Here is a 14,674-nt window from a genome sequence, read left to right on the forward strand (position 1 = left end):
TCCGGCGATCCCCGCCGACGATGACGCCCTTCCAGAGCGATCGGGGAGGGCGTTGTCATATGGGCGGTTTAAACCGATGCGGCGAATTCCTATTCTGATCGTTATCGGGGTAAGGAATGAACGGGGTCGAATAGGAATGGCGGTCGTGGAACAAGCGCCGGGCGATGATGAGGAGATCGCCGGTGCGGGGCAGTTGCATTACCGGCTTCGACAGCAATCGGTCCTTTCGGCCTTTGGAATCGAAGCGCTCCGGTCACGCGATCTCGACCCAATGCTGCAACGGGCGACCGAATTATGTGCAGAAGGGATGCGATCTTCTTTCTGTAAGTTCCTGGAATATAAGCCGGACCGCGAAACGTTGCTGGTGCGTGCCGGGGTCGGTTGGGGCCCGGGCGTGGTCGGCTCGACCGAGATGCGGACCGATTTGGGCTCGCCTGCCGGGTTTGCGCTCCAGACCGGGCAGGGGGTGATCTCCAACCATCTCGACATGGAGGAGCGGTTCCGCACGCCGCCGTTCATGGCCGATCACAAGATTCGCCGGGCGATCAACGTGCTCGTCGAAGCATCCGGCCAGCGCTACGGCGTGCTGGAGGTCGATAGTCCCGACGAGGGGCGGTTCGAGGAAGCCGATCTTGCCTTTATGCAGGGTTTCGCCAATCTGATCGGCGTCGCCATCGAGCGGCAGGAGGCGGAGCGGCGGCTGGCCGAGGCGGTCGAGCACCAGCAATTGCTGACCCGTGAGGCCAGCCACCGGGTCAAGAACAGCCTGGCGCTCGTCTCCGCGATGTTGAACCTGCAGAAGCAGGAGGATGACGATCCGCGCGTCCTACGGATGCTCAACGACGCGCAGGCGCGGATTGCGGCGATCGCCCAGACCCATGACCAGCTCTGGCGCAGCGAGCGGGTCGGCATGGTGTCGCTCGACGATCTGGCCTGCGGTATCGCGGAGCATCTCGCCCAGCAGTCGCAGAACCACCACGTCACCTGCGATATCGAAGCCATCGAGATCAGCGCCGACACGGCGATCCCGATCGGCCTGATGCTGACCGAGCTGATGACCAACGCGATCAAATACGCCTATGGCGAGGCCGGTGGCGTCATCGATGTGTCGCTCCAGGCGCATGACGGGCGGATCGTCCTGTCGGTCCGCGACCGTGGCAAGGGGATGCCCGACGATTTCGACATGAAGGCAGCGTCGCGCCACAGCCTGGGGATGCGGATGATCGCCAGCCTTGCGCGACAGCTACGCGGCGATGTGCGGTTCGATGATGCGGGGCCGGGAACGTGCGCGACCCTGACCATGCCGGATCCACGGGAATAGAATATTCCTCCCCTTTGCAGGGGACGAAATCACATGATCACCGCACCCGCTTGACGAAGGTCCGGCCGTCTTCGCGCCGTTCGGTCTGGAAATTGGGCACCGCCTCGATCAGGTCGGACAGGCGCTTGAACCCGTAATTGCGCGTGTCGAAGCTCGAACGGTTGCCTGCCAACTGGCCCATCGCCGACAGGCTGGCAAAGCCGCGTTCGTCGCGCTTTACCGAATTATAGGCGTCGACCAGCAGCTTGAGCAGTTCCTCGTCGATCGGGCGCGGCGTGCCCGCCGTGCGCTTGGCCTGTTCGATCGACGGGGGCAGCGATTCGGCGAGCGGCACGTCGGCGGCGGTCGGCTTAGCATTGGTGGGCCGCGTCGCCTCGCCGATCAGCGCGCCGACGTCGATGAACCGGCTGCACGCCTGTTTGAACGCCTCGGGCGTACGGGAATTGCCGAAGCCGTAGACGGGGAATCCGTCCTGTCGGATGCGCGTGGCCAGCGGCATGAAGTCGCTGTCCGACGACATGATGCCGAACCCGTCGATGCGCCCCCGGAACAGCAGGTCCATCGCGTCGATGGTCATCTTCATGTCGGTGGCGTTCTTGCCCTTGGTCAGGTCGAACTGCTGCTGCGGTTCGATGCCATGCTTGACCATGACGTCGCGCCAGCCCTTCAGCCCGGGCTTGGACCAGTTGCCATAGGCGCGGCGGACATTGACCGTGCCCAGCTCGGCCAGCACCGTCAGGACCGGGTCGATGGCCGCCGACTGGGCATTGTCGGCGTCGATGAGCAGCGCGATATTGCGGGTCAGGGCGTTCATGGCGCCCTGACTATCAGAGCCGCGGGTCAGCCGCCACGCCGCATTGCGTCGACGCCGACGGATCCGCCACCGGCGGCGGCCAGATACAGGAAGGCGAAGCAGTAGAGGATCGCTGCCTCACCGCCATTGGCGAGCGGCAGGAAGCCCTGCGGCGCATGCGCCAGGAAATAGGCGACCGCCATCTGGCCCGAAAGGAGGAACGCGACCGGGCGGGTGAACAGCCCGATCAGCAGCAGCGCGCCGCCGACCAGTTCCAGCACGCCCGCCGCGGTCAGCAGCGGATTGAGCGGCATCGGAAAGGGGGGAAGGCCGAAGAATTTCGAGATGCCGTGGGACAGGAAGAGCAGGCCGAACACGGCCCGGAACAGCGACAGGAGCGGGGCGGACCAGCGAGCGGGAATGGGCATGGTCGATCGACTTTCGAAAACATGGCCGCGCCGATCGCGGCCTCATGCGACGATCATCGCCAATCCTTGATCCAAGACAAGGATCGGATCCGAAACGAATTGTTGCCTGTGTGGCTACTCATTCGGATAGGTGATGGCGATCACTTCATATTCCCGCTCGCCCGCTGGAAGGACGACGCGACGCAGGTCGCCGACGGCTGCACCGCGCAGTGCCCGGACCAGCGGCGCGTTCCAGCCGACCCGGCCCTGGGCCGCATCCGCCTCGTCATCGCCGACCAGCGTCAGCACGCGCTCGTTATCGTCCTCGTCGGCGATGGTGACGGTCGCGCCGAACCACACTTTTGTGCGATCCTCCTGCCGGGCGGGGTCGATGACCTTGGCGGCCTTCATTCGCTTGGACAGCCAGCCCAGCCGCCGGTCGATCTCGCGCAGCCGCTTGCGACCATAGATATAGTCGCCATTCTCGGACCGGTCGCCATTGCCCGCCGCCCAGGCGATCGTATCGACCAGCTTGGGCCGCTCGACCGCGAACAGCGCCTCATATTCCTGGCGAAGCGCGGCATAGCCGGCAGGGGTGATATAGTTGGGACGATCCATCCGCCCGCTCTATCGACTAGGCCCGCCCGATCAACCCGGCCGGGACGACTTGCCCAGATACCAGCTGAGCGGCGTCGGCCCCCGGCTGGTCGCGCGCGACGGGTTCATCAAGTCGTAGACGACCGCGTTTTCGAGGACGCGCTGCACATAGTTGCGGGTTTCCGAATAGGGGATGGCCTCGATCCAATCGACGATATCGACCGCGCCGGTACGCGGATCGCCATTCTGCCGCAGCCATTTATTCACATTGCCGCTGCCCGCATTATAGGCGGCGATGGCGAGCGGATAGCTGGCGAAATTGTTGCGGATCCGCTCGAAATAGCTGGCGCCGATCCGGATCGACATGGTCGGATCGGTGGTCAGCAGGTCGGGGGAATAGGCGAGCCCGATCTTGCCCGACTGTTCCGCAGCGGTGGCGGGCATCAGCTGCATCAGGCCGCGCGCGCCCGCATGGCTGACGGCGGCGCGGTCGAACTGGCTTTCCTGCCGCGCGATGGCGTGGATGATCGTCCAGCTGGGCTCATAGCCTGTGGGCACGGCGATGGTCGGGAAGCCTGCCGCCGAATATTCGGTCAGCCCGTTCTGCATCGCGCTGCGCCCGACCATCACGGCTAGGTCAGGGCGATTGATCGTGCGCGACAGGTCGGCGGCGAGCAGATGGTCGGTTTCGTCCTCGGCATCGGCGGCGATCTGGCGGACGAACGCGGTCTGGTCCTGCCACTGGCCGATCTGGCCCAGGAACTTGGCGGCGCGCACTGTCTCGCGTGCGTCGAAGGCGGCGCGGGCGGCGGGCGAGACGCTGTTCGTCGCGATCGCGGGGGGTGCGACCAGCGGGCGACCGGTGCGCTCCAGGGCCAGCTGGCCATAGAATTGGTCGCGATACTGGGCGGCGCGATTGAAGAAGGCCGCCGCTTCGGTGGTGCGTCCGGCGGCCTCGGCCGCGCGACCCGCCCAGTAGAAGCCCTTGGCGCGCGTCTGCGGCGACTGGCTGCCCCGGCCATAGCGGTCGAACAGCGTCATCGCATCGGCGGGCCGCGTGAGCTTCATCGCCGTCTGCCCGCCCAGCCAGACCAGGCTGGTATAGTCGTCGCGCTCGCCATACGGCTTGGTCGAAACGTCGGTCCCCGCCGGATAGGCATCGTCGACCTGACGCGCGATGTCGTACGCGGTCTGAAGCTGGCTGTCGGCGGCGGCGGCACGGGCGTTGACCAGCAGCGCCTCGTAGAATTTCTCGACATTGCCCGGCCGCGTCGTCAACTGCCGGCTGCGGGCGAGCCAGGACCGCGCGGTCAGGCTGTCGCCCGTGTCGCGCAGCCACATCGCCCGGTCGGCGATATAGCCGGCATCATTGGCGTACAGCTCCGCCGTCGAGGCAGAGAGGCTGGCGGCATCGGCCGATTTGGTGCGGAAGGCGAGGCGGGCCGCGAAGATCGGTCGCCGCGCCGCACTGGTATAGCCGAGCTGTCGCGCCGCCGCACTTGTCTGGCCCGACCAGAGAAGCGCGTCCATCCGCGCATCATGATCCTCGGGCGTCAGTGCAGAGGCGAAGGTCGACATGACCAAAGCCTCGTCCGTTGGCGAGAGGACGCCGCGCCGCCAGGCGTTTCGCGCGGCCTGGGCGGCTTCGCCCGGCGCGCCGGTCGCCAGCAGTGCCCTGGCATAGGCGACGCCGCCGGTGGCGGACAAAGGCGGGAAACGGCGGAAATAGGCAACGATGCTCGACGGGGCGGCAGTGAAGTTCGCCGCCTGCCGCTCGGCCGCGCGCCGGTTGCTAGCCTCGCCGGGCCAGCCCGGATGCGCCATCAGGAACCCGGCATAGCTGTCGAAGGGCAGCGAATCGGTCTGTTGCAGCGCACGCCACTGGGCCAGCGCCGCCGCGATCGCACCGTCGGCCGGGGCGGGCATGGTGCTCGCGTTCTGGCTCGGGCTCATATTCGCCATTTGCGTGCGATATCGGTCGAGCTGATCCTGCCCGCCCGGCGCGATCATCGAACCTGCCAATGTCGCGAGGAGCGCCCCCGCCTTCGTCAATGCCATCATGGTGGACAGAATAGGGACTCTACCCGTACATGTCCTGAACAAATTGTCCCACTCGGCGCAGCAGGAGCGCATTTCCTCTCATGTTTTCAGGGTCCATTCCGGCGCTTGTGACGCCGTTCGACGATCAGGGCGATCACGTCGGCGGAGCGTTCGACGAGGCGAAATTCCGCGATTTCGTCGAATGGCAGATTTCGGAAGGCTCCACGGCGCTGGTCGCGTGCGGCACGACGGGCGAAGCGGCGACCATGCCCAAGGACGAGCATTTCCACGTCGTGCGCGTCTGTGTCGATCAGGCGCGCGGCCGGGTGCCGGTGATCGCGGGGGCGGGATCGAACGACACGATCGTCGCGATCGAAAATCTGAAGGCCGCGCAGGAAGCAGGCGCTGACGCCGCCCTGATGGTGCCGCCCTATTACAACCGGCCGAGCCAGGAGGGCATCGCCCGCCACTTCGCCGAATTGGCCAAGTCGGCGCCGCTGCCGATCGTCCTCTATAACGTCCCGGGGCGGACCGTCACCGACATTCAGCCCTCGACGCTGATCCGCATCGTACAGGACGCGCCCGACATTTTTGTTGGCGTGAAGGATGCCAGCGGCGCGCTCCCCCGCGTGGCGCACCATCGCGCCGCGCTGGGCCCGGATTTCTGCCAATTGTCGGGCAATGACGACCTGGCGCTCGCCTTCAACGCGATGGGCGGGGTGGGGTGCATTTCCGTCACGGCCAATGTCGCGCCGCGTTTGTGCGCGGAATTCCAGGCGGCGTGTGCCGCGGGAGACGGGGCGCGTGCGCTGGAGCTGCACGATCGCCTCTTCCCACTGCACGAGGCGATGTTTGCCGATGCCTCGCCCGGCCCGGTGAAATACGCCGTCAGCCGTATCCTGTCGCATTTCCCGCAAGGCGTGCGCCTGCCCATGACCTGGCCCTCCGAGGCCGCGCGGGCGCAGGTCGATGCGGCCTTGGCCCATGCTGGGCTGATTTAAGGCTGATCGACATTCGGCTATGCCTGCTTTCCTTTCCCGCCGCTGGGGAGGGATGGCAGGAAGCCGGGATAAAGGTCGTTTCGACCTGAACGCCGTGTCGTCGATCGTGCGATAATCTGACGGAAAATCCTGCTGGGCCGACCGCGCGCGAAGCGAGGTTTGCGCGCGAAACGCGACAGGCGGCGATCACCGGCTTTTCACGAGGGGCCTGAGCGCCTACATCCGCCCATCCATGCGCCCGAAACCCCAAACCTTCGACAAGAAGAAGATCGTCGCCGAGAACCGGCGCGCCCGCTTCGATTACGCCATCGAGACGACCTATGAGGCAGGTATCGCCCTGACCGGGACCGAGGTGAAGTCGCTTCGCTTCGGCGAGGGCTCGATCGCGGAATCCTATGCCGAGGTGCGCGGCGAGGAGGTGTGGCTGGTCAATTCCAACGTGCCGGAATTCAGCCACGGCAACCGATTTAATCATGAGGCGAAGCGCCCGCGTAAATTGCTCCTTCATGAGCGCGAAATAAACAAGCTCCACGGTGCGGTGGCGCGCGAGGGCATGACCCTGGTGCCACTGATGATCTATTTCAACTCGCGCGGTCGCGCGAAGGTGGAGCTGGCGTTGGCGAAGGGCAAGAAAGCGCACGACAAGCGCGATTCGATCAAGGAGCGGGACTGGAAGCGCGAGCAGGGTCGTATCCTGCGCGATCGCGGCTGATGGCATCGGCCGTGCCCACTTTGTGGGGCCGTTCCATGGCCTGGGTCCGGCGCAACATGCCGACCCGCGATTCGATGGAGAATAACCGGCTGCTCCGGCCGGTCGCCCACCGCGTGCTCGCGCCCGAGCTGTGGCGCTTCACTCGCCGGTCGGTGCCGCGCGGCGTCGCGCTGGGCGTGGTAGCGGGATTCCTGTTCCCGGTCGCGCAGATCGCGATCGCGGCGGTCTTCGCGCTGCCTTTCCGTGCCAATGTCCCCGTCGCGGCGCTGACCACCTTCATCACCAATCCGCTGACGACGCCGATCCTGTGGGTCATCGCCTATCGCATCGGGACGTTCCTCCTGCGCAGCGAGACGCCGATCAATACCCAGCCGGTGGCCGAGGCTGCGACCGGCTGGCTGCAATGGGCGTTCAGCGCCTTTCACTGGCTGTGGGAGCAGGGGCCGGCGTTCGGCCTGGGCCTGTGCGTCCTGACCGGCGGATGCGCGGTGTTCGGCTATGCCGCATCGGCGCTGGGCTGGCGGCTGTGGATCGCCCGCAAGTGGAGGAACCGTAGGGTATCGGCCGCCCTGTGACACCGGACGGCGGCCGCTCCACCTCCGTTTGGCTCGCCTTTCTAACGGTTTGACTAGGCGTATCGTCTCGCTACAACAGTCGCATCACCATCCTTTTTCGGGAATTCCGATGCGCTCTCTGCTGATCGCTGCTCTCCTCACGACTGCTATTTCGCCCGCCATCGCCCAGACCAGCAATCCGGTCGACAAGGCGGCGGCCGGTCCCGTCAAGCCGAATGCGAAGAACGGCCCCGAAATCGGCGATTTCGGCTTCGACATGGCGGGGCGCGACACGGCGGTGAAGCCGGGCAACGACTTTTTCGATTATTCGAACGGCACCTGGTACAAGAACACGACGATCCCCGCCGATCGTTCGTCCTATGGCATGTTCCATGTCCTGCAGGACCGCTCGCTGGAGCAGACCCGCACCATCCTGGACGCGGCCGCCAAGCAGCCGGGCAACAAGGCCGGTGACTTCTATTCCAGCTTCATGGACGAGGCCGCCGTCAACGCCAAGGGCGTGACCCCGGTCAAGCCGTGGCTGAATGCCATCCGCGCGACCGCCGATCGCACCGCACTGGCCGTCGAGATAGCGAAGCTCCAGCGTCAGGGCATCGGCGCGCCGTTCGGTATGTCGATTGGTCAGGACGACAAGGCGCCTGACACCTATATCCCGGGTTTCGGCCAGAGCGGCCTGGGCCTGCCCGATCGCGATTATTATCTGAAGGACGACGCCAAGCTGGCGACGATCCGAACCGCCTATCAGGCCTATCTCGCCCGGATGCTGACGCTGGCGGGCGAGCCCGATGCAGAGGCGCGCGCGGCGGCCGTCTTCAATTTCGAAAAGGCGCTGGCGGGCGTGCACTGGACGCGGATCGAGAGCCGCGATGCCGACAAGACCTATAACAAATGGACCGCAGGCGATTTCACCGCCAAGGCGCCGGGCTTCCCCTGGACGCAATATATGCAGACGCTGGGCATCGCCGGTCGCCCCGCTTTCCTGGTCGCACAGCCCAGCGCGATCACCGGCGAGGCCAAGATCTATAGCGAGACGCCGCTGAACGTCCTTCAGGACTATGCGATGCTGAAGGTCCTGCGCGGCTATGCCAGCTATCTGTCGAGCGATTTCGATAAAACCAACTTTGCCTTTTACGGCACCACCCTTTCGGGCACGCCCGAGCAGCAGGCGCGGTGGAAGCGCGGCGTCGGCCTGGTGTCCAACGGCCTGGGCGACGACGTCGGCAAGCAATATGTCGCCAAATATTTCCCGCCCGAATCGAAGGCCGCCGCCGACGCGCTGGTCAAGAACCTGATCGCGGCGATGGGCAACCGGCTGCGCAACCTGCAATGGATGGCGCCCGAGACCAAGCAGAAGGCGCTGGCCAAGCTGGCCGCCTTCACGCCCAAGATCGGCTATCCCGACACGTGGAAGGATTATTCCACGCTGACCATCGATCGGAACGACCTGGTCGGCAATGTCGCGCGTGCCAATGCCTATGAGTTCCAGCGCGACCTGAACAAGCTGGGCCAGCCGATTGATCGCAGCGAGTGGTTCATGACGCCGATGACGATCAACGCCTATGCGAACCCGCCGATGAACGAGATCGTGTTCCCGGCTGCGATCCTCCAGCCGCCCTTCTTCGATCCGAAGGCGGATCCGGCGGTCAATTATGGCGGCATCGGCGCGGTGATCGGGCATGAGATCAGCCACCATTTCGACGATCAGGGCCGCAAGTACGACGCGACCGGCAAGCTGACCGACTGGTGGACGCCGCAGGACGTGGCGCGGTTCAAGACCTTCACCGACGCATTGGTGAAGCAGTATGATGCCTATGAGCCGCTGCCGGGTCAGCATGTGCAGGGTGGCCTGACGCTGGGCGAGAATATCGCCGATCTGGCGGGCCTGACCGTGGCGCTCGACGCCTATCACAAGTCGCTGGGCGGCAAGCCTGCGCCGATCATCGATGGCACGACCGGGGACCAGCGCTTCTATTATGGCTGGGCGCAGGTGTGGCGGACCAAGTGGCGCGAACCGGCGCTGCGCCAGGCGCTGTTGTCCGATCCGCACTCGCCGGGTCATGAGCGCGTCCTGACCGTGCGCAACCTCGACCCTTGGTATGCGGCGTTCAAGGTCCAGCCGACCGACAAGATGGCACTGCCGCCAGCGCAGCGCGTCCGCATCTGGTAATCACATGATCCAGGCTCCCCGGCGACGACCGGGGAGCCTTTTTTGTTTCTGGAGAGAATGATGAAGAGCTTGGCCATCGCCGCGCTTCTGGGCGCGACCGCGATCACCGGCGCCGTGGCGCTCCACGCGCAGGAGCGCGCCACCGTGTCTAAGGGCCCGACCTATGGGCGTTTCGGCTTCGACGAAAAGGGCATGGACAAGTCGGTCCGCCCCGGCGACGATTTCTATGCCTTCGCCAATGGCGAATGGGCCAAGACGACCGCGATCCCGGCTGACAAGTCCAGCTATGGCGCGTTCGACGTGCTCGCCGACCTGTCCCGCGACCGCACCCACACGATCCTGGAACAGGCCAAGGGGCAGGGCAGCAAGATCGGCACGGCCTATGCCACCTTTCTCGACGCCGGGACCATCGAGGCCAAGGGCCTGGCGCCGATCAAGCCCTGGCTCGACCGGATCAAGGGGCTGAACGACAAAGGCGGTTACGCCGCGCTGCTGGCCGAGGCGGATCGCAACGGCGTTGGCGTGCCCTTCGGCGCGGGCGTCGGCCAGGATGCGCGCCAGCCGGATCTCTATACGGTCGGGCTGCGCCAGGCGGGGCTCGGGATGCCGGACCGCGATTACTATCTGAGCGACGATGCCAAGCTGGTCGCGGCACGAACCGCCTATCAGACGCATCTCGCCAAGATGCTGGCTTTGGCGGGCGAACCCGATGCCGAGGCGCGGGCGCAGGCGATCGTCGCGTTCGAGACCGAGATCGCCAAGGTTCACTGGACCCGGATCGACAGCCGCGACCGCACCAAGACCTATAACAAGGTGAGCGTCGCCGATCTGGCCCGTACCGCGCCGGGCTTCGACTTCGCCGCCTATCTGAAGGGCGTCGGCACGCCGGTCGACACGCTCGTCGTCGCACAGCCCAGCGCGATCACGGGCATCGCCGCGCTGATCCAGCAGACGCCGATCGCGGTGTTGAAGGACCAGCTCCTCGTCCGCTCGCTCGACGAGTTCGCGGCCGTGCTGCCCGCCAAGTTCGACCAGGAACAGTTCGCCTTTTACGGTACCGTCCTGTCGGGCACGCCGCAGCAGCAGGAGCGCTGGAAGCGGGCGGTCGACTTCACCAGCGGCGCGCTGTCGGACGAGGTAAGCAAGGTCTATGTGGCGCGCTATTTCCCGCCCGCGACCAAGCTGGCGGCCGACAAGCTGGTCAAGAACGTCCTCGCCGCCATGGGCAAGCGGATCGACCAGCTCGACTGGATGGCCCCGGAAACCAAGGTGAAGGCCCATGCCAAGCTCGCGGCGTTCACGCCCAAGATCGGCTATCCCGATCGTTGGCGGGACTATTCCGCGCTGAATATCGTTTCCGGCGATGCGTTCGGCAATGCGTTGCGCGCGGCGCAGTGGCGGCACGACTATAATATCGGCCATCTCGGCAAGCCGATCCAGCGCTGGGAATGGGGCATGACCCCGATGACGGTGAATGCCTATGCCAATTTCGGCATGGTCGAGATCGTGTTCCCGGCGGCGATCCTGCAACCGCCCTTCTTCGACCCGAAGGCGGATGCGGCGGTCAATTATGGCGGCATCGGCGCAGTCATCGGGCATGAGCTGAGCCATCATTTCGACGACCAGGGATCGAAATTCGACGCCAAGGGCCAGCTGACCGACTGGTGGACGCCCGCCGACGTCGCGGCCTTCAAGGCGCGTACGGGCGCGCTGGTGAAGCAATATGACGCCTATGAGCCGCTGCCGGGCCTGCATGTGAAGGGCGCGCTGACCCTGGGCGAGAATGTCGCCGATCTGGCGGGGCTGTCGGTCGCCTATGACGCCTATCACGCGTCGCTGGGCGGCAAGCCAGCGCCGGTGATCGACGGCTTCACCGGCGACCAGCGCTTTTATCTGGGCTGGGCGCAGGTCTGGCGGCGCAACTATCGCGAGGCCAATTTGCGCAACCGGCTGCTGACCGACCCGCATTCCCCGTCGCAGCAGCGCGCCTGGGTCGTGCGCAATCTCGATCCCTGGTACGGCGCCTACAATCCCAAGCCCACCGACAGGCTGTACCTGACGCCCCAGCAGCGCGTCCGGATCTGGTAACCGCGGGCTATCCCGTCATGGGTCGGGTGCAGGATCGCGCTTGACCCATGACGGGTCGCCGGATGAAGAGTTCATCATGGCGATCGCGTCCTCCGAAAGGTTCAGTCCCGTCCGCGTCGCGGGCCTTGTGTCGATCGCGAGCGGAGTTTGCGCGGCGGCCCTGCTGTTCGCCGCGGTCCGCAGCTGGATCGTCGCGGCGGGATTCCTGGCGGCGGCGCTGCTGGTGTTCGGGGCGATGCTCGCCTGGCGATTGCTGATGCCCCGGACCGAACAGGCGCGACGTAGCGTCGACTGGGACTTCGCACGCGTCGTGGCGGATGCCAGCCATGATGCGATCGCGGTGACCGATCGTGCGGGGCGGCTGGTCTGTGCCAATGACGCCTATGCCTCGCTCTTCCCGATGATGCCGACCCCGCCCGGCGTTCCGCTGGACGCGACCTGTGTCGAGGCGCTGGCCCAGGCCGGCCGGACCGCATGGCGCGACGGGCTGGGGCGCGCGGACCGGATCGCGGTGATGGGCACCGAGCTGTCCGTGCTGGTCACGCGCGCGGGGGACGAAGCGGACCTGCTGGTCTGGCGCTTCGCGGTCGCTGACGAGCAGGATCTGGCGGAGACGGTCGAGCGGCTGATCGGCGGCATCCATGGCGACCGGCTGGGCGCGGCGGGCATCATGGCCGCGCTGATCGCCCCGGACGGCCGGGTGCGCGCCGCCAATCGGGTGCTGTGCGCCCGCGCGATGGGGGGCGAGATGCTCTCGATCGTCGGCCGCGATTTCGCGACCTTCCTGGCGCATGATCCCGGCGGCCAGGTCCGCTTCGCCGCTGAACTGGGCACGGCGGAGAGCAGGCCGCTGCGCATCCTGCAGATCCCCTTTGTCGAGGGGGAGGGCGCCCCGATGCTCGTGATCCTGCTCGACGAGGAGGAGCGGCTGGTCGCGCCGGCGGGCACCAATGCGGGCAGCCATGTGCGCGGGCTGGTATCACTTATGCCCTTCGGCATCGCACTCGTCGACCGGGATGGCCGTTTCATCCAGATGAACTCGGCCTTCATGCGCGCGGCGGGCGTGAAGGGGGCCACGCCGCCCCTCTATCCGGGCGATCTGGTGGTGCGGGAGGACAAGGCGGCGGTGGCCGACGCGATCCGCCGTTTCGCAGGGGGTGCGACCCATTCGGCCGACATGGCCGTGCGCCTGAAGGACCACCCCGAAGAACCGGTCGCCCTGACGATCGCGGGCGCGCGCGGGCTGGGCGAGGCGGCGGTGCTGCTCAGCCTGAAGGACAATTCGGAGGAAAGCCGCCTGAAGCGCGAAGTGGCGCAGGCGACCAAGATGCAGGCGGTCGGTCAGCTGGCGGGCGGCGTCGCACACGACTTCAACAATATCCTGACCGCGATCATCGGGCATTGCGACCTGATGCTGATGCGCCATTCGCCGGGCGACAGCGACTATGACGACATCCAGCAGATCCGCACCAACTCGAACCGCGCCGCCAGCCTGACCCGCCAGCTGCTCGCCTTCTCGCGGCAACAGACGCTGCGGCCGCAGATCCTGCAGCTGCCCGATGTCGTGTCGGAGGTGTCGAACCTGCTGAAGCGCCTGCTCGGCGAACGGGTGCGCCTGGACGTCAGCCATGGCCGAAACCTCGGGCCGGTCCGCGCTGATCCGGGGCAGCTGGAGCAGGTGGTCGTCAATCTGGCGGTCAATGCGCGCGACGCGATCCTGGACAATGAACCGGCGGGCGGGGGCATCCTGACCATCCAGACGCGCGCCGTGTCGATGGCCGACGTACGCGCGATGGGCAATGATATCCTGCCCGCCGCCGACTATACCGCCCTGACCATCAGCGACAACGGCACTGGCATCCCCGCCGACATTCTGCCCAAGATCTTCGAGCCCTTTTTCACGACCAAGGAACTGGGCAAGGGAACCGGCTTGGGCCTGTCCACCGTCTATGGCATCATCAAGCAGTCGGGCGGCTATATCTTTGCCGATTCGCCGCCAGGGGGCGGGGCGAAATTCTCCATTTATCTGCCGGTCCACGCGGCCCCCGCCTTGCCCGCCGCCAAGGCCAGCGCGGCCAAGCCCGCCGCGCGCCCGGCGACGCATTGGGGATCCGGCACTATCCTGCTGGTCGAGGACGAGGACATGGTCCGCGCAGTCGCCGAGCGGGCGCTGACCAGGCAGGGCTATACGGTGCTGGCGGCCGAAAATGGCGAGGTCGCGCTGGAGATGCTCGACAAGCACGGCAAGCCCGACCTGCTGATCTCCGACGTGGTCATGCCGACCATGGATGGCCCGACGATGGTCGGCCATGTCCGAAAACGCTATCCCGATCTCGCCGTCCTGTTCATGTCGGGCTATGCGGAGGAACAGCTGCGCAAGTCGATCACGCTGCCCAATGTCGGCTTCCTGCCCAAGCCCTTTTCGGTCCAGCAACTGGCCGAGGCGACCCAGGCGGCGCTGTCCCAGGGAAGCGACCCGGATACGGCCTCGTAACAAGCCGCTGGCGGATGGCGCAAAGCGTGATATGGCGGTGTCGATGACAGAGCCTGTGCAGATCCTCATCGTCGAGGACGAACCCCTGATCGCCATGATGCTCGAGGATTTCCTGGACGTCCTCGACAAACAGGTTGCGGGCACCGTCGACAGCGTCGACGACGCGCTTGCCCGGGTGGCTCAGGGCGGCATCGACGCGGCGATCCTCGACGTCAACCTGCGCGGCGGCCAGAAGAGCACGCCGGTCGCCGAGGCGTTGGCGGAGCGCGGCGTCCCGTTCGTCTTCGCCACGGGCGGCTCGGACGATTCGGTGGACGAACGGTTCCGCGATCGCCCCCGCCTGCAAAAGCCCTTCACGATGGACGGCGTCGCCAAGGCGTTGAATTCTCTCTGACGCAAAATCCTCTCCATCATGGATGGAGTGGGTGGGGCAAAGCCCATGCGGACAGCAAGCGCACCCGTATCGGTGATGGCTTTTC

12 protein-coding genes are annotated in these 14,674 nt (G+C 66.0%); 8 read left to right on the plus strand and 4 right to left on the minus strand.

Annotation, left to right across the window (positions count from 1 at the left end; translation table 11 throughout):
* Window positions 1-136: 136 nt before the first annotated feature.
* Window positions 137-1,321, plus strand: coding sequence for a histidine kinase dimerization/phosphoacceptor domain -containing protein (locus tag QZ546_RS05010; RefSeq protein ID WP_294235428.1), 1,185 nt, complete (start codon window positions 137-139; stop codon window positions 1,319-1,321).
* A 37-nt stretch (window positions 1,322-1,358) separates the two neighbouring features.
* Here the strand turns inward: QZ546_RS05010 and QZ546_RS05015 are convergent, their stop codons facing one another.
* The 4 genes from QZ546_RS05015 to QZ546_RS05030 all read right to left on the minus strand — a co-directional run bounded on the left by QZ546_RS05015 (window position 1,359) and on the right by QZ546_RS05030 (window position 5,179).
* Window positions 1,359-2,135, minus strand: a complete 777-nt coding sequence (locus QZ546_RS05015) for an NYN domain-containing protein (RefSeq protein ID WP_294235430.1) — start codon at window positions 2,133-2,135, stop codon at window positions 1,359-1,361.
* Between the two features lie 26 nt (window positions 2,136-2,161).
* A complete protein-coding gene (locus QZ546_RS05020; RefSeq protein WP_294235432.1) occupies window positions 2,162-2,542 on the minus strand; it encodes a DoxX family protein in 381 nt (126 codons plus the stop codon).
* Between the two features lie 114 nt (window positions 2,543-2,656).
* Window positions 2,657-3,139, minus strand: coding sequence for a transcription elongation factor GreB (gene greB, locus QZ546_RS05025; protein WP_294235434.1), 483 nt, complete (start codon window positions 3,137-3,139; stop codon window positions 2,657-2,659).
* A 30-nt stretch (window positions 3,140-3,169) separates the two neighbouring features.
* A complete protein-coding gene (locus tag QZ546_RS05030; protein ID WP_294235436.1) occupies window positions 3,170-5,179 on the minus strand; it encodes a lytic transglycosylase domain-containing protein in 2,010 nt (669 codons plus the stop codon).
* 80 nt (window positions 5,180-5,259) lie between these two features.
* Here QZ546_RS05030 and dapA point away from each other — a divergent pair, with 80 nt between their 5' ends.
* The 7 genes from dapA to QZ546_RS05065 all read left to right on the plus strand — a co-directional run bounded on the left by dapA (window position 5,260) and on the right by QZ546_RS05065 (window position 14,589).
* Complete coding sequence (dapA, locus tag QZ546_RS05035; RefSeq protein ID WP_294235438.1) at window positions 5,260-6,159, plus strand: 4-hydroxy-tetrahydrodipicolinate synthase; 900 nt, start codon at window positions 5,260-5,262, stop codon at window positions 6,157-6,159.
* Window positions 6,160-6,391: 232 nt separating this feature from the next.
* Window positions 6,392-6,871: an SsrA-binding protein SmpB gene (smpB, locus tag QZ546_RS05040; protein ID WP_007403364.1), complete on the plus strand. Its 480-nt coding sequence runs from the start codon at window positions 6,392-6,394 to the stop codon at window positions 6,869-6,871.
* A 35-nt stretch (window positions 6,872-6,906) separates the two neighbouring features.
* Window positions 6,907-7,446: a DUF2062 domain-containing protein gene (locus QZ546_RS05045; protein WP_294235445.1), complete on the plus strand. Its 540-nt coding sequence runs from the start codon at window positions 6,907-6,909 to the stop codon at window positions 7,444-7,446.
* 109 nt (window positions 7,447-7,555) lie between these two features.
* Entirely contained in the window at window positions 7,556-9,613 is a 2,058-nt protein-coding gene (locus tag QZ546_RS05050) for a M13 family metallopeptidase (protein WP_294235447.1), read from the plus strand.
* A gap of 60 nt (window positions 9,614-9,673) precedes the next feature.
* Complete coding sequence (locus QZ546_RS05055) at window positions 9,674-11,701, plus strand: M13 family metallopeptidase (RefSeq protein ID WP_294235449.1); 2,028 nt, start codon at window positions 9,674-9,676, stop codon at window positions 11,699-11,701.
* Between the two features lie 76 nt (window positions 11,702-11,777).
* Window positions 11,778-14,195: a PAS domain-containing sensor histidine kinase gene (locus QZ546_RS05060; RefSeq protein ID WP_294235452.1), complete on the plus strand. Its 2,418-nt coding sequence runs from the start codon at window positions 11,778-11,780 to the stop codon at window positions 14,193-14,195.
* Between the two features lie 43 nt (window positions 14,196-14,238).
* Window positions 14,239-14,589, plus strand: coding sequence for a response regulator (locus QZ546_RS05065; protein WP_294235454.1), 351 nt, complete (start codon window positions 14,239-14,241; stop codon window positions 14,587-14,589).
* The last annotated feature ends 85 nt before the right edge of the window (window positions 14,590-14,674 follow it).

Origin of the sequence: uncultured Sphingomonas sp., assembly GCF_913062585.1 — a bacterium.
GTDB lineage: Bacteria > Pseudomonadota > Alphaproteobacteria > Sphingomonadales > Sphingomonadaceae > Sphingomonas.